Genomic DNA, 20,746 nt, shown 5'->3' with positions numbered 1-20,746 from the left:
GTTAAGCAAAATTTTAACATTTTTCAGTTTAAGGATAACGTGATATTTTATTATAAATATTGTAAGCTGACAGTGGTAAGATGTTATGTGGCGCAGATAACTGGCATGTATATTTCTTGCACTTGCTAAATGTTCTCCTCTATACCATATATCTGTCACCTGAAGAGCGTTAGTGTAAAAATATCAGAGTTTTCTTTTATCAATGGCGTAATCAGGCAAATTGAGAGTACTAACAACTGGCTCTTTGTGGACGGAAATAGCGCGCTGGGGACAGTACAAATTAACCTCCAAATCTTCTCACATAGTGAGACCGAAACCACTGCATTTTTCACAATAGATATATATTGCGAATGTCTCCATGCCGTCCCAGTACTTAGAAGGCGCTAAAAAATCAACCTCAACGAACGGACCTTATTGCGGTTGCATCAGCGTCTATAAATACAGCGACTTGGAGCTAGCGGTCAGTTCTTGGTATCTGGTTAACTGCAGAGCAAGGGGAGCAGATTGGGGTGGAGTGTCATTAGGCAAATTATTCTATCCTGCGCCAATTACAAACAATATTGTGCTTGACAATGATGGAATTTTTCGAACTAGGGTGTGTCCCTTAACTTAACAACCGCTTTAAGAACAACCTGATTGCCCCAGTTTTAGCATGCTCAGGTAGTTTCTCGCTGTTTTTCTGAGCGTGTTGCAATACGACGATTTTCTTTAGCATCGCAAAGCAACGTTCCACGACATTGCGTTTTTGTACAGTCGTGTGTCGGGTTTTCGACGTCCATCCTGATTGGCCTTTTCATTCGATTTAAAAGGAATAACCGATTTTATTCCTTTTATTTTCAAATAAATACGAAGATTGTTACTTGAGTATCCCTTATCCGCCAGTACGGCTTTTGGTCGAGATTTAAGGCACCCACTTTTATGAATAACGCCGACCCGGTCGAGTAAAGCTTTCGCATATTGACTTTCGTGGGCTTGTCCGCCGCTCAGGCAGAAACTTAATGGCAATCCTGTGCCATCTGTCGCCAGATGGATTTTGGTGCCAAAGCCGCCGCGAGAGCGACCCAGCCCATGATCGTTGAGTTCATCGGGATGTTTTTTTTTGCTCCTGCAGCCGCTTTCAGGGCACGAATGTTGCTGCCATCAAGCGCGATGACATCCCAGTCAACTAACTCTTTTTCGTCCAGAATCTGGAGTAATTTATTGAAAATACTGTTCATTATCCCAGCTTTAGACCACCGGTTAAATCGGTTGTAAATCGTTTTCCAGTGACCATAACGTTCAGGTAAATCTCTCCAAGGAGCACCTGAACAAAGTACCCAAAATATGCCATTCATAACGTGTCTGTGCGCAAAGTAAGGGCGCCCACCTCGGGAAGAACCTCTTTCAGCTGGCAACATGGGGGAGATCAGCGCCCATGCGTCATCCCCGCCAGGTGTGGACATGGGACATCACCTGGATGGCTTCCCGAGTCCGTGGCCGGTATTTTTATCTGTATCTGATAGAAGATATCTTTAGCCGGAAAATCGTCGGTTACGAGGTTCACGAAGAAGAAAATGGTGACCAGGCCGCCGCACTATTGCAGCGTACCGTGCTGCGTGAACAGTGCTACCGGCAGCCCTTGGTGTTGCATGCCGATAATGGGGCGCCGATGAAATCCCAAACGCTGAAAGCCAAACTGGAAGAACTGCAGATCACCGGTTCGCACAGCCGGCCGCGGGTCAGTAACGACAACCCGTATGTGGAATCGCTGTTCAGGACGCTGAAATATGTTCCGGCGTGGCCGTCATCGGGCTTCCTGGACCTGGATGAAGCAAGACAATGGGTTGAGTATTTTAGCCGATGGTACAACGAAGAGCACCGGCATAGCGCTATCGGTTATGTGACGCCGGAACAACGCCATCAGGGGCATGACATTGCCCTGTTGGCAAACCGAAAAGCCTTGTATGAATCAGCCCAAAGGGCCAACCCGGAACGGTGGTCAAAACACTGTCGCCAATGGCAGCGCGTCGAAGTGGTGATGTTGAATCCGGACAAACCGGAAACAGCGCTGGAAAATGCAGCATAAAAAATGACTAAGGGTGCCAACATCCTTGACAGCCGCCGTCATCAGGGAAATCGTAACGAGCCAAATTAAAGGACTTTTTGTGGTTAAACCATGCGTCCGATTGTACAAAAAATAGTTACGGGACACACCCTAGAGAATCTACATTTGACTGGGCGCTTTGGCACTGCGGCTAACTAAGTACATCGTCGTGGTAGTAATAATTTAGTTACTAAATAACTGCGCCTATTACCGCTCCACTTTTGTTAGTCCAGGTTTGTTGCCTGGGAAAGGTGATGCGGTTTTCATAAATTGTCTGACATTTTTTAGTAACTCCCACATTGTTTTACAGTGATGATTGCGGGTCACCGTTTCGTGTAATGCTAACCATAAGAGCTCTATTTTGTTCACCCATGGCGAGTAAATCGGCTGATAAATAAGAATAAATTTTGGATTCTTCTTCAACCACTTCAATGTCTTTTTACTTTTGTGAATGATGTAATTATCGACAATAAGGGTGATCGTTTTGGCGCTGCGATACGTGCTTCTCAGCTGGCATAGCATATCGATGAACAAGCCTGAGTTTTTACGTGTTCCACTCACGTAATCCACTCTGCCCGTTCCAGCATGCAGCGCACCTGCAAGGTAATGTTTTTCATTTTTACCCGGCGTAGGGATGCGTTTCTGCTGACCTTTTTTCTGCCAGTCCGCGCCGATTTTTGGGTTGAGATCGATATCAACTTCATCCTCGTAAAACACGGGATGTTCAGCACTGTTCTTTGCCAATGCCTCATCAATTGCAGCCAGCTTTTCTTCCCTGTGAGGATCCCGAATATGCAAGGTCGGAGCCGCTCTGCGCCAGACAATGCCGGCTCCTGGCAACCAACGGCGAAGTGAGCCAGGATGCAACGTAGAGTTAAATAACTTATTAATTTCAATCGTTAACATCTCGGTACTCCAGCGTGAGCGCAGATAGCCAAAATCTTGCGGGGAGCGCTGAACAAGCAAATTGAGCATTCGCAGCATGTCGTCGACAGGCCATTTTTTTTGACGGCCCGGTGGTAGACTTTTCAGGCCTTCAATACCAAATAACGTGAACCAATTAATCCAGCGTCCGACGGAAGAACGGGCGGCACATAGGGTTTTAGCAACGCAAGTCAGCGATTCACCCCGGTGCAACATCAACATGGCGATAAGGCGTCTGGCATGATTCTTATCTGCCGTTTTCTGGACAATTTTTTGCATCTGGCGTCGTTCATTTCTGGGTATGGGTGCTATGATCGGCATAACTCAGTCCGGTTGGTGATTTGTGATGTTTGGCGATTGATCAGATCGCTCAAACCGGATTGAGTTCCCTTCGGTGATCTACTATTAGGCGCAGTTATTTAGATCCACCCTGAAATGATACGAAAAGCGATGAGGCAAAATCAGATTTACATTGGTACATATAAATGCTCACTCATTGAGGAGTTATAAAAAAATAATTTGAATATTTTTTTGTTTTATTAATTTTTTTTCTTGGGTGCATGTTATATTCCTATTCCAACTATTATACATTTAATTTCGTTCTTTATTATAGCTATTTAAATGTATATGGTTTTTTTAATGATCATTTTGTTGCTATGATTGTAAACAAAAAATCTTTGTTTACAATACTCTTACCTCAATTAAAAAGTTAGTTTCCCATCTCACTGAGACCACTTTGTAGGTTTATTTGTGACATATGAACATTATTCAAATTTCAAAAAATTATTTATTATATTGTTGTTTGTGTTCTAAAAATATCAATTTTATTGTAAGTCCATAGCTTTTTTTTGATTGCATTTGCAAATTATTTTTATTTTTCTGTTTAGTCTTACATTTTTAGAATATAATTTTGATGTTTATGGTTCAAAATTTTGCTGCCAATATTATTATTTAATAAGTCTGTTTAGGTGAATACTTTTAAAAATAATTTTGTTATAACTTGGAGTATGAAACATTGAAATTTTATTCTAAAAATTAATTTGAATTTAGCATTACCACTATCTAAATTTTCGTCTTGTCTTTTGCATAAGGTATTTCGATGATTCTTCCCGTAATCATGGCCGGGGGTGCCGGCAGTCGTTTATGGCCGATGTCCCGGGAACTCTATCCAAAACAATTCCTGCGCCTGTATGGCAAACTTTCAATGTTGCAAGAAACCGTATCTCGCCTGGGGGGACTAGATATAAGAGAACCGTTAGTTCTTTGTAATGAAGAACATCGTTTTCTTGTAGCGGAACAATTGCGTCAAATCAATCAGCTTTCCCATAATATTATTTTAGAGCCCATAGGCCGCAATACCGCGCCTGCTATTGCCCTTGCCGCATTAAGTGCCATTGCCAATGGCGATGATCCAATTCTATTGGTATTGGCTGCTGATCATGTCATCGATGACACCCCTGCATTTCATCAGGCCATTACACAGGCGTTGCCTTTTGCTTCCTCTGGAAAGCTGGTGACCTTCGGCATAGTGCCCACTGGACCGGAAACCGGCTACGGTTATATACAACGAGGCGAGACGCTAAATGGCGGCGGTGAAAATGTATATAAAGTCCATCGATTTGTAGAAAAACCAGATGCTCCAACGGCATTGGGTTATGTTTCCAGTGGGGAATACTATTGGAATAGCGGTATGTTTATGTTTCTGGCCTCGGAATACCTCAGCGAGCTGGGAAAATTTCGGCCTGATATCCTCTCCGCATGTGAGAAAGCTATTGAAACGCCGGAACCGGATGTCGCGCAGGATTTTATTCGTGTTAAAAAAGCTGCCTTTATTATTTGCCCGGATGAGTCTGTTGATTATGCCGTGATGGAAAAAACTGCAGAAGCGATTGTGGTTCCACTGGATGCCGGCTGGAACGACGTTGGTTCTTGGTCAGCTTTATGGGAAGTAAATGATAAAGACACGAACCATAATGCTCTTACCGGCGATATTTTTCTGCATAACACCACCAATTGTTATATCAATACAGATGAAAAACTGGTGGCTGCGGTAGGCGTAGATAATCTGGTGATTGTAAATACCAAAGATGCTGTGCTGGTGATTGATAAATCTCAGGTGCAGGATGTTAAAAAGGTCGTCGAATATCTCAAGAAAAATACCCGTAGCGAATTTCGTCGCCACCGTGAATCGTATCGTCCCTGGGGACGTTGTGATGTCGTCGTTAATGAAGAGCGGTTTAACGTCAATCGCATAACGGTAAAACCAGGCGGTATGTTCTCGCTGCAGATGCATCACCATCGTGCGGAGCATTGGGTGGTTCTGTCAGGTACTGCCAAAGTTACGCTTGACGATACGACCTATCTGATTACTGAAAATCAATCCACGTTCATCCCTATTGGTTCGGTACATATGTTAGAGAATCCGGGCAAAATTCCGCTGGAATTACTGGAAGTCCAGTCCGGTTCCTATCTTGGCGAGGACGATATTATTCGAATAAAAGATCATTACGGCCTTTTTTAAAATCAGAGGGAAACGAGACGATGACAACGCTTACTTGTTTCAAAGCTTATGATATACGCGGGAAACTGGGTGAAGAACTCAACGAAGATATTGCCTATCGGATTGGCCGAGCCTACGGTGAATTTCTTAAGCCAAAAACTATGGTTGTGGGTGGTGATGTACGCCTAACCAGTGAGGCGTTAAAAATGTCATTAGCCAACGGGTTACGTGATGCCGGCACTGATGTCTTGGATATCGGCGTTAGTGGTACCGAGGAGATTTATTTTGCGACTTTTTATTTGGGAGTCGATGGTGGAATAGAAGTCACTGCCAGTCACAATCCGCTTAATTATAACGGAATGAAATTGGTTCGTGAAGGTTCGAGACCCATTAGTGGTGATACCGGCCTGCGGGATATCCAACTGCTGGCAGAAGCGAATAAATTCCCATCAATAGATCCAGCCAAACGAGGCGATTATAAAACAATTTCTATACTAGATCACTATATAGATCATTTGTTGGGTTACATTGACTTTAAGAATTTTACTCATCCTATGCGACTAGTGATCAATTCTGGCAATGGGGCGGCGGGGCATGTCATAGACGCAATCGAACAACGGTTTAAAGCTGCCGGAGCACCGGTTGAATTTATCAAGGTGCATCATCAGCCTGACGGTAATTTCCCCAACGGTATCCCGAATCCTCTACTACCTGAATGTCGGCAAGATACTACCGATGCGGTCATTGCGCAAAACGCGGATTTCGGCATTGCTTTTGACGGTGATTTCGACCGCTGCTTTTTATTTGATGAAAGCGGCAATTTTATTGAGGGTTATTACATTGTTGGGCTCTTGGCTCAGGCGTTCCTGGAAAAAAATCCCGGCTCTAAAATTATTCATGATCCTCGCTTGAGTTGGAACACCGTGGATATCGTCACTACAGAGGGCGGTACCCCGGTTATGTCTAAAACGGGCCATGCCTTTATAAAAGAACGGATGCGTAAAGAAGATGCCATCTATGGTGGCGAAATGAGCGCCCATCATTATTTCCGCGATTTTGCTTATTGTGATAGCGGCATGATACCTTGGCTACTGGTAGCTGAATTATTAAGCGTTAAAAATAAAAATTAGGGCAGTTGGTGAACGATAGGATGGCTGCATATCCCGCATCCGGAGAAATTAATAGCTCGCTGAGCGATCCAAAATCTGCCATTAAGCGGGTTTTAGAATGTTATTCTGCCGAAGCCCTTGTGATAGATCATACTGATGGGATAAGTCTTGAATTTCAGGATTGGCGTTTTAATCTCCGTAGTTCTAATACAGAACCGGTGGTGCGCTTAAATGTTGAAAGTAAGAATAATCTTTTATTGATGCAGGAAAAACGTCAGACATATTAGCATTATTGAGAGGTAATCAAAGATGATGGCTTGGCCTAGTTTTAGGATCAGGGCAGGAATGCAATTTATCTTAATAGCATAACTGTTTTACAAGAGCTGAATAAAAACAAAGCATAAAAATGTCATATTGGCTAAGATACAGGGAAGTTTATTAAGTCACTAAACATTGTTTAATGTTAATGGTCCGCATTCGAAACGCTTATGGTTAAAAATTTCTTTTACGATATAGAATTTTCCGAAAGAATGCGCTGATGACCAAATAATTGACGCGATAACGATAAGTCAATGTCATAATGGATTTACATTTTGTGATGGCTTAAAACATATGGTGGGTTCATATTATGACAGTTGCGCCTAAATTTATTTATGATAAAGAGCATCATATGAGTAAAAAACAGTTCTTTTCATGCATTTTGGGAAAGATAACGTTGGCCTTTTCTGACTTATTTTTCCTTTGCATTTCTTTAGTTTTGGCCTTATCCATATTAGAGTTAACGACAGATGATCTTTATGCCTTTGTTCCCAAGTCGGAAATGCATGCTAGGTATTATTCACATATTATACTTTCGGTAGTCTGTGTGTCATGGTTTTGGACGCGTCTCAGGCATTATACATATAGAAAACCATTTTGGTTCGAATTAAAAGAAGTGCTGAGAACAATTATCATATTTTCTGTTATAGATCTTGCTATCGTGGCTTTTTCGAAGTGGGAATTGTCTCGCTATGTTTGGTTTTAACTTGGGTTTTAGCGAGCATATTGGTCCCGCTCGGTCGTGCCATTGTCAAGCGTACCTTAAATCGGGCTGGAATTTGGAAGAAACAGACTATTATAATTGGTTCCGGTAAAACGCCTGTGACGCTTATGCAGCTTTACAGAGTGAAGAGATTTTAGGGTTTGATGTCATCGCCTTTTATGCAGTGGAAAATCATGACAAATCTACCCTGCTTGACAAGCAGGTTATCAATAATGAATCAGAATTATGGTCACTGGTTGATACAGATAACACTCAATTTATCGTTGCGGTGGAATTCGAACAGCATGCTTATCGTGATTTTGGTTAAAAATCTGGCTAAGCATGATTGCCGATCAGTGTCCGTCATCCCAACGTTACGGGCGTACCCTTGTACGGTACCGATATGTCATTCATTTTCAGTCATGAAGTCATGATACTTAGGGTCAGTAATAACCTTGCAAAACGCTCTTCACGGTTTCTAAAACGTGCGTTTGATATTTTGGGTCCGGAATGATCATGCTGTTTTTATCGCCTGTAATAATATTTATTCTTTATCAGGTATCAAAGGACGGTGGCAGTCCTATTTATGGCCATGAGCGGGTAGGGTTAAACGGGAAAAATTCAAATGCCTAAAATTCCGCTCAATGGTTCTAAATTCACAGGAAGTGCTTGCTCATCTTTTACAAAATGATGAAGAAGCTAGGAAAGAATGGGACAAAGATTTTAAACTTAAAATGATCCACGTATTACAAAAGTTGGTCAATTTATAAGAAAAACCAGCCTTGATGAATTGCCTCAGCTTTGGAATGTTTTTAGGGGCGAGATGAGTCTGGTTGGGCCAAGACCTGTCATTGAGAAAGAGCTGGAACGTTATGCTGGCGATGCTGATTACTATCTTATGGCGAAGCCTGGTATGACAGGTTTATGGCAGGTGAGCGGCCGTAATGATGTTGATTATGATGTACGTGTCTATTTTGATGCATGGTATGTCAAGAATTGGTCTTTGTGGAATGATATAGCCATTTTATTCAAAACAATCAACGTTGTTTTGAAGCGCGATGGGGCTTATTAATTTAGCGGTTCAACACTGCCGTTTCTGCCTGAACAACTCAAACACCGAGCCTGCAGCCCGTTTAAACGTCGAAAGCAGGGCCAATCCCACGCTTATGCACGAAAAAACAGCAGCCTTGCTGACATTGTTAAGAAGTGAGTAATCATAACATCTGCCTCGGTGCTATCATTGTAACTAGGTATTATAAATACATGTCTTTTTTTAACCAATTTGGTGCTTACTGAATGAAAATTTTAAAAGCTGTGATCCCCGTTGCCGGCCTGGGCATGCATCTTCTGCCGGCCACCAAAGCCATACCGAAGGAAATGCTGCCCATCGTCGATAAGCCGATGATTCAATACCTGGTAGAAGAGTGCGCGGCCGCCGGCATTAAAGAGATTGTATTGGTGACCCATGCCTCTAAAAATGCCATTGAAAACCATTTTGATACCTCGTACGAACTGGAAGCCCTGTTGGAAGCGCGGGTAAAAAATACCCTGCTCAAAGAAGTGCAGTCGATTTGTCCGAAGGGCCTGACCATCATGAACGTGCGCCAGGGCGAACCGCTGGGACTGGGGCATGCCATTCTGTGCGCCAAACCGATGCTGGGTAATTCGCCGTTCGTGGTGGTACTGCCGGATATTCTGCTGGATGATTCCACCTATAACAATCGCAGCGAAAACCTGGCGGCCATGGTGAAGAGTTACCATGAAACCGGCCACAGCCAGGTATTGGTGCAGTCTATGCCGCGGGAGCATCTGCCGGAGTATTCGGTAATAAGCTGTGATGAGGATGTCTCCAAGCCCGGCGACAGCGCGTTGATTCAGTCGTTTATTGAAAAACCCCAGGATCTGACCAATATCGATTCCGATCTGGCGGCGGTGGGGCGTTATGTTCTGTCGGCGGATATCTGGCCGTTGCTGGAAAAAACCGAGCCGGGCGCCTGGGGCCGTATCCAGCTCACGGATGCCATCGCGTCGCTGGTGAACCACCAGCCGGTGGATGCGCTGTATCTCACCGGTAAAAGCTTTAACTGCGGTCGTAAACTGGGCTATATGCAGGCATTTGTGACCTATGGCCTGAGAAATGAAAAATTTGGCAAAGATTTCCGTGAGAAGATCAAAAGCCTTCTGTAGCATAGCCTTCTGTTGAAGAAAATAGGGTTGCGCTAAATAACTTCAGGAGTTCTTATGGCGATTCTTGTCACCGGCGGGGCCGGGTATATCGGTTCGCATACGGTTTTATCGCTGCTGGAGCGCGGCGATGAGGTAGTGGTGCTGGATAATCTGTGCAACGCGTCTGATGTCTCCCTTGATCGGGTGTCCGAATTAACGGACAAAGATATTATTTTTATCAGGGCGATGTGCGGGATCCGGATTGTCTGCAGCGTATTTTCGATGATCATGATATTACGGCGGTGATTCATTTTGCCGGCCTGAAGGCGGTGGGGGAATCCGCCCATAAGCCGCTGGAATATTATCAAAATAACGTCAGCGGCACCCTGGTGCTGCTGGAAGAGATGCGCCGCGCCGGCGTGCATCGTTTTATTTTCAGCTCTTCCGCCACCGTGTATGGCGTCAATGCGAAGGTACCCTATGTGGAAACCTCGCCCATCGGGGGGACCACCAGTCCTTATGGTACCTCCAAGGTGATGGTGGAGCAGGTGCTGGCGGATTTCGCCAAAGCCGAGCCGCAATTCTCCATCATCGCGTTGCGCTATTTTAACCCGGTGGGCGCCCATGAGTCCGGCCGTATCGGCGAAGACCCTAATGGGATCCCCAATAACCTGCTGCCGTTTATCGCCCAGGTGGCGGTGGGGCGCAGGGACCAGCTGCAAATTTTCGGCGGCGATTATCCCACCGAGGACGGCACCTGCCTGCGGGACTATATCCACGTGATGGATCTGGCTGACGGCCATCTTAAAGCCATGGATCATCTTGCCAACCTTAAAGGCTTTAAAGCCTATAATCTCGGCGGCGGGGTGGGGACGTCTGTGCTGCAGATGGTAAAAGCCTTCGAGCAGGCCTCCGGCAAAACCATCCCTTACGTTATCGCACCAAGGCGCGAGGGCGATATGCCGGCGTTTTGGGCCGATCCGGGATTGGCGAAACGGGAGCTGGGCTGGGCGGTGACCCGGGATCTGGATTGTATGATGCGCGATACCTGGAATTGGCAGAAGAGTAATCCGAACGGTTATAAAGACTGATTATTTAGTATAGCCTTGTCTCGCTTCGGCATGGTGATCCAAAAGGGACCGGATAAAAATCCAGTCCTTTTTTGTCGCTATAAGGTAAGCGAGTGGCGAACTCACCTTGCCGTTCGATATTGTCCTGACGATACTGTTTCCCGTGCCCCACAATATTGATTTGGCAATGTAGGGAACCGTTATGGAACCATTGAGGCATGCTCTGCCATGATACAGCCTCACTTTGTTTCTCTGTTACGCATTATTAGCGGGTTGTTTTTGCAGGCTAATATTGTTGGCCGGGCTGTCGGGCCCGGCCCTTTTTCATCACCCAGACAGATCCCGTTTGTGGTGCTCTTTCATCAACGAGTGGCGGGCCGGCAGGATGCCGCGGATAACCCGCCCGGATTACGTGAAGCTATTTTCGGCGTAGGGCAACAGTTCGTTTATCTGACTGTTGGGCCAGGAAGGCAAGCGGGTTAATACATCCCGCAGCCAGATATACGGGTCAAGACCGTTCAGTTTCGCGGTTTCCAGCAGGCTCAGGATAGCCGCCATGCGTTGCCCGGCGCGCAGCGACCCGGCAAAAAGCCAATTTTTTCTGCCCACGGCCACCGGACGTATCACATTTTCCGTGCGGTTATTATCGATGGGGACCCGGCCGTCATCCAGATAGCGCAGTAAGGCCGGCCAGCGTTTCAGGGTGTAGTCCAGCGCTTTGCGCAGCGCTGAGTTGGGCGCCGCCTGTGGCTGTTGCAACACGAGCCACCGGTGGAAGACCTCCAGCCGGGGTCGGGCATAGCGCCGTCGCCATTGGCGCTTTTTATCCGGCGGTCGCGGTTTGATTTTACGCTCGAGTTTGTACAACTCACGGATGCTGTCGAGGGCCCGTTTGGCCACCGGGCTTTTATTGGCGGTATAGAGCTCGAAGAACTTACGCCGGGCGTGCGCCCAACAGCCCGCGTCAAGGGCCTGACCGCTGTCGAACAACGCCTGGTAACCGGCATAACCGTCCACCACCAGGGTGCCGGACCAGCCTTTAAGCACGTCGCGGGCGTATTGGCCGCTGCGCCCCGGCTGGCAGTCATAGAGTACGATGGCCCGGTCGGCGCTGTGCGCGGTGATATAGGCCCAGAGGTAACCCCGCTGGGTTTTACCCTTGCCGGGGTCGAGGATAGACAGCGGGGTTTCGTCGGCCTGCAGTACCGGTTGTTGCAACAGGTCGTGATGGAGCCGGTCGGCCAGCGGTTTGAGCGCCGCGCCCACCGCGCCGAACCAGCCCGCCAGCGTGCTGCGCGGGATATCGACGCCGCTGCGTTGATAGATGACCTGCTGGCGGTAGAGCGGCAGATGATCAAGGCTTTTGGCGCACACCACCTGCGCCAGCAGACCGGGACCCGGCTGGCCTTTTTCTATCAGCTGTGGTGGGAGCGCCGCGCTGACCACGGTGTCGCAGTGCTCACAGCTGAACTGCGGGCGGATATGGCGGTGCACGATAAAACGCGCCGGCACATATTCCAGCCGTTCGCTGATTTCATCACGGATGAAGCGCAGAGCATGGCCGCAGTCCGGGCAGCTATCGGATGTCGGTGCCAGGTGGATATCCTGGCGCGGCAGTTCGGGCGGCAGCGGCCGGCGTTTGGGCTGCGCCGGTTTTTGTGCTTTCGGTTCGGGCAACAGGGTGGCCAACTGCTGTTCGATATCGGCGGCATCGGCCTCGATATCTTCATCGAACAGCCCGCGCTGTTCGCCCTGGAAGGCTTCGCTTTTACGCCCGAAGCGCCACTGGCGGGCATTTTTCAGCGCCTCTTCCAGTTGCTGGATATAGGTCGTCCGCTGCTGCAGTTCTGCACGCAGTTTTACCGTAACTTCTTGCTGTGCCTGATTTTCAGACAGCAGTTTTAACGCCAGGGCGCGCAGTTCATCGGGGTTTTGTGAGGCCAGCAGAGCGTCGATATCCATGCACGTATTTTATCAAAACACGGTATTATTGTCATTTAAAATCAATGCATTAATTCAATTTTATCTTTATCTCCATTGAGTTAAATCCAGGCCGTCGACGCGCTGCCAGTCCACCCCTTTCATCAGCCAGTCGAACTGTTCCGGCGACAGCATCCAGGCGACATCACCCTGTTTCGGCCAGATAAAATGGCCCTGGTGAAGACGTCTGAGACAAAGCCAGACACCGTGCTTGTCCCAACGCAAGACCTTCATGCGCGAGTGGGCCTTATTGCAAAACACAAAGGCGGCGCCCGCCTGCCAGGGCTGGTGCAAATTATCGGTGATATATTGCGTCAGCGTATCAATACCACGGCGCATATCCACCGGCTCGCGCGCCAGCCAGATATGTTGGGGGGTTAACACAGTGACAGTGCCTGCATCACGCTCCTCAACTGAGCGGGCAAACAGCTGACAGAGCAGCCGTTAGGCAGATTCAGCGTCACCGCCTCGGGACGATTAACGTCAACGGAAATACGTCGGGCCGGAATAAATGCCGATGCGGCAGGCGCAGTATCGGTATTATTATTATGATTTTTCATCCAATAATAAAAATTACTGAGAGTAATACCCTGCTGTTCACAATAATCCTGTTTAGTTAATCCGCTGAGTTTCCATGCATCAATATGCTGTTGCTGTTCCGCTCGGGTGTGCCGCTTTATCATGATCAAATTCACGTCGGGAAATGGGTGAAAAGAGCATTTCATAACGGTTATCAATCAACAAGGCGAGATGCCCGACCCCTTACGCTATAAGGTATGGTGTTTTGTGTTGATAGTAGAAATTGGCAGGATGATGGGGAAGGGGTAAGTCCTTTGCACATATATAGTCAGATAATTTCTGTCATACAGTGATTTAACGCCTTAGCCCAATCTGATGGACTGATACCATATTGCGCTATCTTTGCGCATGACAACGTCGAATATTTGGGGCGCTGAGCTGCTGTTGGATATTGATCTGTGCTGATACCCTTCACCACCGGTAATGAGTCAAGCAAATCCAAACGTGCTGCGGTAGAGATAATTTCTTCGGTAAACTCTTTCCATGAGACCTCACGGTTTCCACAAAATGGTAAATTCCGCGGGCATCTTTTACTGCCGCAATGGCTATAATTGCTTGGGCCAAATCACCTGCGTACGTTGGGCAGCCGCGCTGATCTTCAACAATATTTAGCGTATCCCGCTCCTTTGCCAACCGTAACATTGTCTTGACGAAGTTATTGCCATACTCGCTGAAAACCCAGGCAGTGCGGATAATAATAGATTTTGGATAGGCCCTCATTACGGCAATTTCACCTTCGAGCTTGGTAGAACCATAGACGCCGAGCGGATGCGGAGCATCGGTTTCCACATAGGGTATTGGCGACGTTCCGTCAAAGACGTAATCCGTTGATACATGAATGAAGCGCGCATGAGCCCTACTAGCGGCATAAGCTAGATTTTCCGGCCCTTGGGCATTGATCAGCGCAGCTCTAGCCCCATCAGACTCTGCTTTATCTACAGCGGTATAGGCTGCAGCATTGATAATAAGTTCAGGACGGCAATTCGCCACCGCCTGGTCAACTTGATGCGCATCGGTAATATCCAGAGTATCTGCGTCAGTGGCCATAACCTGCCAGCCTGCTGGAATACGGTCCTGAAAACAGCGGCCTAGCTGCCCGTTAGCACCGGTCAGTAGCACTTTCATCAATAGAGGTCCTTGAATGATTTGCCCAACTTGTCTTTGTCGGATAACAAGGGCTGAGTTACCGGCCAGTTAATGGCTATCGTAGCATCATTCCACAGCAGGCATTCTTCGTGCTGCGGGTTATAATAATCAGTACATTTATATTCGAAATCAGCAATGTCGGAAATTACGACGAAACCATGGGCCAGTCCTGGCGGAATCCAGAACTGTTTTTTATTTTCTTCAGAAAGTAACACGCCTTCCCACTGGCCGAAGGTGGGGGAATCGCGGCGGATATCGACAGCTACATCAAACACTTCGCCACGGACGACTCTTAACAACTTTCCTTGAGGATTGACCTTTTGGAAATGCAGGCCACGCAGAACATTTTTGTTGAACGTGAGTGGTTATCTTGAACAAATTCCAAATCGATACCCAACATTGATTGGTAACGGCGTTTTCAAAGGTTTCCAGAAAGAAACCGCGCGCATCACCAAACACTTGTGGTTCAATGATCTTAACGCCATTAATTTTGTATTGAGCACTTTCATCCAATTCTTTCCCCGGAAATATGTAGCAAATAGTGGCCATTCTAGAAGTTATTCATTAGAATGACTGTTCCAATAACTGTGATAGTATAATGCAATTTGTGACCGCTGGACTATCAAAGAATCTCTTCAATTGTGTTCATTTCGATTGGCCCCAGCGATCAAGCAGGTAATTGACATATTCTTTAATTGAAAGAGGGTCTTTACATGAATCTCCTAAAGTTTTAATCAACTCTCTATTTGAAGATATTGACTTAAGATGTTCTGATAAGGCGTTGATATTTCCTGGCTCAAATAAAAATCCATTTATACCATTTTTGATCACGATCGATATACCGGGCAAGTCAGAGGCAATTACCGGACATTTAGCAGCTTGAGCTGAATAAAGCACTAAAGGTGTATTTTCATACCAAATAGAGGGTACAACTAAAACGTCCAACGCTGACATTACGCTGTTTATTTGAGCGTTTGGGAAAGTTCCACAAAAATGAATGTCTTTATTATTATCGGCCAAAGAAATCAATTTATGGTAATAATCCGGAAATTCGGTGGAGTCGCCATAAATATATAGAATGGCCAGACCAGCAGGTAATTTATTAAAGGCTTCGATGACTACATGACAACCTTTATGCGGTGCGAGCGTCCCAATATACCCTACGTTAAGGGGCGATTGGTAATTTATCACTCTAGCAGTTTTGTCATCAAAGTTTAAATCGATGCCAAAAGGACTCTCAGAGATAAGGTCTAGATTTACTCCATATCGAATAAATAACTGTTTCATGAATGCATTGGGTGCAATAATACCATCCAGTTTGTTCATTGCCAATACAGTCTGACTGACACGAGTAGATAATGCTCTGACTTCCTGGCTCATGGGATATTGAATAATGGGGTTATTCTTGGTGATGCGAGCCAATTGCTTAACTATCCAGGTAGGTATATGATTAACCAGCCCACCGGCAAATCCTCCGATAGAGTTATCGGCGAAATGCTTGATACAATTGCCGGCCTCAGCATCAGGACCTTCACAAAACTCCCCTTCACCAAGCATCAATTGCGCCGTCGGGCAAATCATCCAAAAATCTGTGGGAGTAAAGTATTGAGGAACAGCCTGATCAGCGAGATAATTTATTAACCCAATCCCCAAGCGGTTCAAATGGAAATAATGCACAAGGTCGGGTTTAAACTCTTCTACAATCTCGCGAAAAAACCGCAAGGCTAGTTCATTCTTGTAACCGACCTCAATCAATGAGGTTTGCCCAGCCATAGGAGTATAAGCATGGTGGAAGCGATAAACATGAATGCCCTCATATTCATATTCATCGTAACGGTCGCTTTCTTCCAGTGATTCATCGCCAAGATGTCCGGTGAAAACTCGCACTTCATGTCCATGCCTGCTTAATTCTTTCGCTACAGACAGTGTCAGGATTTCTGTACCCGCTTTGTAAGCCGGAAAAAACTGATGAGCGGTTAGTAGAACACGCATTTAGATTACTCAGCGACTTAAGTGGCTTGATTTTCCAGGGACTGTCTCATCCAGTTAGCAGCTCGAGTCATTCCTGCCTGCATGCTGACTTTAGGTTGCCAGCCTAACTCCTTGCGTGCGAGATCATTGCTAAGCACACTAACAGCAATGTCAAAAGGCCGTCCTGGTTGATAGTTTACCTGAATAGGTTCCGGCAAAAAACCTCTCAGCATGTCAATTAAGTCATTGAGACTTGTACCAATACCTGAACTGATGTTAAAGCACTCCTTATCACCGTCATAGGTTACGGCTTTGGCAAAGGCCTCGGCAACATCGCTGACATGGATATAATCACGCTGTACGGTGCCGTCTCCCCAGATTTCAATAGGAAGTCCTTTAAGAGCATTATGCAGAAATACACCAATCGCTCCTTGGGCTGTTTCTACACGTTGGCGTTCGCCATATGGATTTGCCACACGCAGGGTAATGACTTTCAAACCATGTAAATTGCTGTACATGTGCAAATATTTTTCGATTGCAAGTTTAGTGATACCATAAGAGACCACCGGATCGGTCGGATGCTGTTCATCGATAGGAATATATTGTGGATTCCCATATACCGTACCGCCCGATGAAATAAAAATAATTCGGGGGACATTCTGGCTAACCATTGCATTCAGCATATGCAGACTTGATACGAGATTTGTTTGCACATCATAAATTGGATCGTCATTTGAGCTTTTGGCAACGTTGTTGAAACCAGATGCAATACACCGTCCATACCTTTAATGGCATCATTAAGGTCATGAGTGCTTCAAAATCACCGGTCACCCAATGAACGCTCTCATCATTATTAAACTCACGATAGGGAGGTACTCTTGGTCGTTCAAATATTCGAAGTTGATGGCCATCTTTTAATAAGCGATCGCATATGGCGGAACCAATAAATCCACCACCGCCAAAACCACAAGTTTCATTTTACTCCGGTAAAATCTCTGATGTTGAACCAACCGAAACATGTTTATCGGATGAAAAATTAATGCTATGTAAAAGACATATAAATTAATTATTTTGGTAAAGCTCAAAGGTTTCTTTAGCCATGACTTCCGTTGTTCTGAGATACTCTGTTGAAATAGACAACTGATGCAGTAAACCAGGCGTCTTCAGAATATGGGCAAGTTTTATCGCCAAATCACTGGCATTGCCACGTTTAAAGCTATAGCCATTCACACCCTCTGTTAAAAACTCTGTCATCCCTCTACATCAGAAACCACCACAGGTGTATGGGTCGCAAGAGAATTTAATAATACAAGAGGGCTGTTCTCATACCACCTCGAAGGTATAACAAATAAATCCATATCGCGGAATTTATCTGCCGTCAGCGACTGTTTGAACGTTCCCATAAACTCTATATTGGCTACGCCCTCGCTCATTTTTCGCAGCGTATCCATATAGCTTATAGATTGATCCGTCGGTCCATATATCTTCAATTTAGCCGAATTTACAGGCAGCCGTTTAAACGCTTCAATTAAAAGATCCGTCCCCTTATGAGGGGCTATTTGACCAATATAACCGATAATTGGAATATGTGTGCTTTCACGTTCGGGTTTTGGGCTACGATCGATATCGATGCCAAACCAAATTTTTCGCATTGGGACGTGTATTTCATTGCCTTCATATGCTTTCTTAAGAAAGGCTGTGGGCGCAACAGCCCCCTTATAAAAAGAATTGTATAAATAAGACAGGGTATCAGGACGGCGAACAAGATCTTCAACAAGCCCTTTAATATGTCCATTTTTGAGCAACCCGACTTTATGCAACGATACCAAGCCCTTCGCCAAAATATTCGCTACAGCAGGGGTAGCGGCCCTATTCATCCAGCCGCTAGCATGGCCACCCAGGGCAGATTCCTTGAGATAACATGCTACACAATTTGCACGACTTGCAGAGGGACCGGCGCATAAGCCGCCGTTTGCAGCTTCCAGCTTATTATTAAAACAAAAACCAAAAAAATCAGTAAATGTTGCATAGGTCGGAATATTTAGTTTTCCCACTACTTCCAGCAATGCTGAAGTGTGGTTAATTAAATGGGTGACATGCACAACGTCCGGCTTGAGCTCGTGCAGAATCTCCTCGAGAACTTCAAGCATCTCCTGTTGATAATAGGTTTCCTTGATTCGTGAATGCGGAATAGCATTTTTATCAATCGCGATAACAGGAATATCCTGGTAAGTATAACGATTAATCAGCGAGGGCTGCTTCTCTTCTCCCTGAAAAACAGCGGACACAACCGCGACATCGTGGCCCCAAGAACGATAGTGATTTGCTAAACCCAGGGTATAAGTCTCAGTTCCGTAGAAATGCTCAGGAAAGAAACAATGCACAAAGAATACAATTTTCATATGTTGTTGTATTGTTTTTTAGCCATTTCGGCATATAAAAGATCGTAAGCGCTTATCATCGCCTGTACAGAGAAATTACCCACAGCGCGAAGCTGGTGATCTCTCCCCATTTCAGAGCGCAAATCATTGTTATTCAATAGCTCTATTGCTATATCCGCCAGTTTTTCAGCATCACCCGCGGGCGCCAACATTTCCTTTGAATTAACAATTTCACTAATTGCTCCAACGTCATAGCCTATGACCGGCACTCGCATGTTCATGGCAAAAGGACTGACTTGACCAAAGCTTTCTTGCCAAACGGGTGCAATAAATAAAGACATCCGGCGGTAATAATCAGGAGAGTGTCATAATCAACATAGCCGGTAAATTCGAAATTCTTTTCAACGCCAGCCTCTTTTACGGCCTGCTGGAATGAGGCAAGTAGTGATCCTCCCCAACAATCAGGATTTTGGTTTCTGGCCGTTTTGAGCTATAAGGATAAACGGTTTGATTGCGTCTTCATTCAACTTATCCTTTTCCAGTCGGTATACCATACCGACACAATCTGTAGGGACCTCTTCCTTTTCGTTACGCGTAAATCGGGTAAAATCCGATCCCGGATAAACCGTAACGTGTGCAGGGCCGTCATGGCCGAAAACATGACGTACATAATTACTGACGTAAACATATTTTTTAACTACAGCTGATATATGCGGGGCTACCGGGGTATTGATATTTTCAATAATCGGAATATTAAGAATTCTAGCCGACTCAATAGCTTTAGCATACCACGGTTCATCGACACTTCCCCAATAATGGACATGAATAAAATCAGGCTTAATGCGTTTAAAGTATTCAATAAATGGTGCCTTATCATATAAACAAGATTGTTCTTCTATATCCATACCTACATATGCTGGGTATTCTGAAATAAAACTGGTAATAATGGATTTTTTATATTCCTCCCCCAAGTACTCAATTAAATCCCCCGCCAGGGGAAAAGCCCCGCCTGTCATGAAATTTGCAATAACATGGACAACTTTCGGTGCGTTAGTTTTCGCCTCTGGGACGCTAACTTGGTAAGCATTCGATACGGCAATGTCTGAAATACTATCAGTCCCTTGTTTCCGATTTGAAAGAAATCCGTACAAACGTGCTTTCAAGGGTGAAAGATGACGCCTCAAACGTATCGGCGTCATAAGAAAAAGTGTAAGGTACGTGATATGCAGAATCTTTTTTATACTCCATGGCTGCTGTACAATAATATTTCTCAAACGCATTACTCTGGAATTGAGTTGTGCGTTAAGATTGGCGATCATTACTGCTTGCTCGGCAATAGCTTGCTCTTTAATTTCTAAGGATTCACTGAGTTGAATTATCGCTTCTTTTTTATTTACTGCCGCTTGCTTTAGAATAGATTGTTCTTTAATTTTGAGCGATGCTTGTAGCCTTGTCACAGTTTCTTTCTCTTTTAAAGTTGCTTGTTCCAATAAAGCTTGCTCTTTATTCTTGAATTCCTTATTTAGCTGCTCTAAAGCTTGATTCTTGTCTAATTCGGCTTGCTTTAATAGTGCACGTTCTTTAAATTTAAAAGACTCATTAAGTTTGGAAATAATTTCATATTTATGCTTAAGTGGTTCTTCCGAGAAAACCTGCTCTTTGAGTTTTAGTGATTCGTTAAGCTCTGCGATAATCAGATCTTTATTAACTGCTACTTGATTCAGCCGATTAACTTCTTCTCCCAATGTATGAAGATCGCGCATTTTTCTCGCGAGAGTTATCGCCTGCTCATGTGGACTCCTGCGTAATTGCAACC

Annotated in this window: 13 protein-coding genes and 8 pseudogenes; 7 read left to right on the top strand and 14 right to left on the bottom strand. The window is 45.4% G+C overall.

The annotated features are described in order from the left end of the window. Positions 1–604 precede the first annotated feature (604 nt). Positions 605–1,442, bottom strand: a pseudogene (locus tag GTU79_RS18435) (IS5 family transposase). Between GTU79_RS18435 and GTU79_RS18430 the strand changes: the two are divergent. Beyond that, positions 1,403–2,065 (top strand): annotated as a pseudogene (locus tag GTU79_RS18430) (transposase); the annotation flags it as partial. The pseudogenes GTU79_RS18435 and GTU79_RS18430 sit on opposite strands and share 40 nt — an antisense overlap. Before the next feature lie 225 nt (positions 2,066–2,290). Here GTU79_RS18430 and GTU79_RS18425 read toward each other — a convergent pair. After that, positions 2,291–3,328: an IS630 family transposase gene (locus tag GTU79_RS18425; RefSeq protein ID WP_214513244.1), complete on the bottom strand. Its 1,038-nt coding sequence runs from the start codon at positions 3,326–3,328 to the stop codon at positions 2,291–2,293. A 778-nt stretch (positions 3,329–4,106) separates the two neighbouring features. On the opposite strand from GTU79_RS18425, the gene GTU79_RS18420 reads away from it, so the two are divergent. From GTU79_RS18420 to galE, 6 genes and pseudogenes are all read left to right on the top strand, one after another. Then, positions 4,107–5,528, top strand: a complete 1,422-nt coding sequence (locus tag GTU79_RS18420; protein WP_214513243.1) for a mannose-1-phosphate guanylyltransferase/mannose-6-phosphate isomerase — start codon at positions 4,107–4,109, stop codon at positions 5,526–5,528. Positions 5,529–5,548: 20 nt separating this feature from the next. After that, a pseudogene (gene cpsG, locus GTU79_RS18415) lies at positions 5,549–6,903 on the top strand (phosphomannomutase CpsG). A 341-nt stretch (positions 6,904–7,244) separates the two neighbouring features. Next, a pseudogene (gene wbaP, locus GTU79_RS18410) lies at positions 7,245–8,709 on the top strand (undecaprenyl-phosphate galactose phosphotransferase WbaP). 19 nt (positions 8,710–8,728) lie between these two features. Further along, positions 8,729–8,851, top strand: a pseudogene (locus GTU79_RS30670) (phosphomannomutase); the annotation flags it as partial. A gap of 82 nt (positions 8,852–8,933) precedes the next feature. Next, the gene (locus GTU79_RS18405; RefSeq protein WP_203523401.1) at positions 8,934–9,824 is read left to right on the top strand and encodes a sugar phosphate nucleotidyltransferase; all 891 of its coding nucleotides are present in this window, start codon (positions 8,934–8,936) and stop codon (positions 9,822–9,824) included. Positions 9,825–9,878: 54 nt separating this feature from the next. Continuing rightward, positions 9,879–10,894, top strand: a pseudogene (galE, locus tag GTU79_RS18400) (UDP-glucose 4-epimerase GalE). 387 nt (positions 10,895–11,281) lie between these two features. Here the strand turns inward: galE and tnpC are convergent. From tnpC to GTU79_RS18350, 12 genes and pseudogenes are all read right to left on the bottom strand, one after another. Further along, complete coding sequence (gene tnpC / locus GTU79_RS18395; RefSeq protein WP_203523399.1) at positions 11,282–12,835, bottom strand: IS66 family transposase; 1,554 nt, start codon at positions 12,833–12,835, stop codon at positions 11,282–11,284. Positions 12,836–12,901: 66 nt separating this feature from the next. Beyond that, entirely contained in the window at positions 12,902–13,237 is a 336-nt protein-coding gene (gene tnpB / locus GTU79_RS18390) for an IS66 family insertion sequence element accessory protein TnpB (protein ID WP_203523398.1), read from the bottom strand. Continuing rightward, positions 13,231–13,536: an IS66 family insertion sequence element accessory protein TnpA gene (tnpA, locus tag GTU79_RS31490; RefSeq protein WP_420854113.1), complete on the bottom strand. Its 306-nt coding sequence runs from the start codon at positions 13,534–13,536 to the stop codon at positions 13,231–13,233. The genes tnpB and tnpA overlap by 7 nt, the downstream gene beginning before the upstream one ends. Before the next feature lie 164 nt (positions 13,537–13,700). Further along, positions 13,701–14,557: pseudogene (gene rfbD, locus GTU79_RS18385) on the bottom strand (dTDP-4-dehydrorhamnose reductase). Continuing rightward, positions 14,557–15,127 (bottom strand): annotated as a pseudogene (gene rfbC / locus GTU79_RS18380) (dTDP-4-dehydrorhamnose 3,5-epimerase). Before rfbC ends, rfbD begins: the two co-directional pseudogenes overlap by 1 nt. 96 nt (positions 15,128–15,223) lie before the next feature. After that, entirely contained in the window at positions 15,224–16,570 is a 1,347-nt protein-coding gene (locus GTU79_RS18375) for a glycosyltransferase (protein ID WP_214513242.1), read from the bottom strand. Between the two features lie 17 nt (positions 16,571–16,587). Further along, positions 16,588–17,232, bottom strand: a complete 645-nt coding sequence (locus GTU79_RS18370) for an NAD-dependent epimerase/dehydratase family protein (protein WP_253073367.1) — start codon at positions 17,230–17,232, stop codon at positions 16,588–16,590. 46 nt (positions 17,233–17,278) lie between these two features. Then, positions 17,279–17,482 carry a hypothetical protein gene (locus tag GTU79_RS31485; protein WP_420854191.1) on the bottom strand — a complete coding sequence of 68 codons (204 nt, stop codon included), beginning with the start codon at positions 17,480–17,482 and terminating at the stop codon, positions 17,279–17,281. Between the two features lie 129 nt (positions 17,483–17,611). Further along, positions 17,612–17,803, bottom strand: coding sequence for a hypothetical protein (locus GTU79_RS18365; protein WP_214513240.1), 192 nt, complete (start codon positions 17,801–17,803; stop codon positions 17,612–17,614). Continuing rightward, positions 17,800–18,951: a glycosyltransferase gene (locus GTU79_RS18360; protein ID WP_214513239.1), complete on the bottom strand. Its 1,152-nt coding sequence runs from the start codon at positions 18,949–18,951 to the stop codon at positions 17,800–17,802. The genes GTU79_RS18365 and GTU79_RS18360 overlap by 4 nt, the downstream gene beginning before the upstream one ends. Next, positions 18,948–19,271, bottom strand: a complete 324-nt coding sequence (locus tag GTU79_RS18355) for a glycosyltransferase (protein WP_214513238.1) — start codon at positions 19,269–19,271, stop codon at positions 18,948–18,950. The genes GTU79_RS18360 and GTU79_RS18355 overlap by 4 nt, the downstream gene beginning before the upstream one ends. 120 nt (positions 19,272–19,391) lie before the next feature. Then, entirely contained in the window at positions 19,392–20,693 is a 1,302-nt protein-coding gene (locus GTU79_RS18350; RefSeq protein ID WP_214513237.1) for a glycosyltransferase family protein, read from the bottom strand. Positions 20,694–20,746: the final 53 nt, after the last annotated feature.

The organism is Sodalis ligni (assembly GCF_016865525.2).
Taxonomy (GTDB): Bacteria; Pseudomonadota; Gammaproteobacteria; order Enterobacterales; family Enterobacteriaceae; genus Acerihabitans; species Acerihabitans ligni.
The sequence above is the reverse complement of the archived record's forward strand: the minus strand, read 5'-3'. Positions and strand labels throughout refer to the sequence as shown.

Coding starts and splice junctions, on each gene's coding strand:
- GTU79_RS18425 (WP_214513244.1), bottom strand. CDS start 3,328: ATGCCGATCATAGCACCCATACCCAGAAATGAACGACGCCAGATGCAA.
- GTU79_RS18420 (WP_214513243.1), top strand. CDS start 4,107: ATGATTCTTCCCGTAATCATGGCCGGGGGTGCCGGCAGTCGTTTATGG.
- GTU79_RS18405 (WP_203523401.1), top strand. CDS start 8,934: ATGAAAATTTTAAAAGCTGTGATCCCCGTTGCCGGCCTGGGCATGCAT.
- tnpC (WP_203523399.1), bottom strand. CDS start 12,835: ATGGATATCGACGCTCTGCTGGCCTCACAAAACCCCGATGAACTGCGC.
- tnpA (WP_420854113.1), bottom strand. CDS start 13,536: ATGATAAAGCGGCACACCCGAGCGGAACAGCAACAGCATATTGATGCA.
- GTU79_RS18375 (WP_214513242.1), bottom strand. CDS start 16,570: ATGCGTGTTCTACTAACCGCTCATCAGTTTTTTCCGGCTTACAAAGCG.
- GTU79_RS18370 (WP_253073367.1), bottom strand. CDS start 17,232: ATGCTGAATGCAATGGTTAGCCAGAATGTCCCCCGAATTATTTTTATT.
- GTU79_RS18365 (WP_214513240.1), bottom strand. CDS start 17,803: ATGACAGAGTTTTTAACAGAGGGTGTGAATGGCTATAGCTTTAAACGT.
- GTU79_RS18360 (WP_214513239.1), bottom strand. CDS start 18,951: ATGAAAATTGTATTCTTTGTGCATTGTTTCTTTCCTGAGCATTTCTAC.
- GTU79_RS18355 (WP_214513238.1), bottom strand. CDS start 19,271: ATGTCTTTATTTATTGCACCCGTTTGGCAAGAAAGCTTTGGTCAAGTC.
- GTU79_RS18350 (WP_214513237.1), bottom strand. CDS start 20,693: ATGCGCGATCTTCATACATTGGGAGAAGAAGTTAATCGGCTGAATCAA.